1 pseudogene is annotated in these 261 nt (G+C 72.4%); it reads left to right on the top strand.

What is annotated here, in order from left to right:
* A pseudogene (locus RYX56_RS23340) lies at positions 1-261 on the top strand (hypothetical protein); the annotation flags it as partial.

The following is a 261-nucleotide window of genomic DNA, read 5'->3' as shown; positions in this document are numbered from 1 at the left end:
CCCTGCTGGGAGCGGAACTGGTCCTCACGCCCGCCGAGAAGGGCATGAAGGGGGCGATCGCCAAGGCCGCCGAACTGCTGGCCAGCACGCCGTGCGCCGTCACGCCGTCGCAGTTCGAGAACCCGGCCAATCCGGCGATCCACCGGCCGACGCCGGTAATCGTTCCGCCGGTGCCCACGCCGGAGACGACGAGGGCGACCTCGCCCCCCGTGTCGCTCCAGATTTCCCCGGCCGCCGTCACCCGGGGGATCGCCCGATTGG

It is taken from the genome of Alkalihalophilus lindianensis (assembly GCF_032843265.1).
In the GTDB taxonomy this organism is placed as follows: Bacteria; Bacillota; Bacilli; order Bacillales; family Bacillaceae_D; genus Alkalihalophilus; species Alkalihalophilus lindianensis.
Note: the sequence above shows the minus strand (reverse complement) of the source record. Positions and strands in the feature narration are given on the sequence as shown.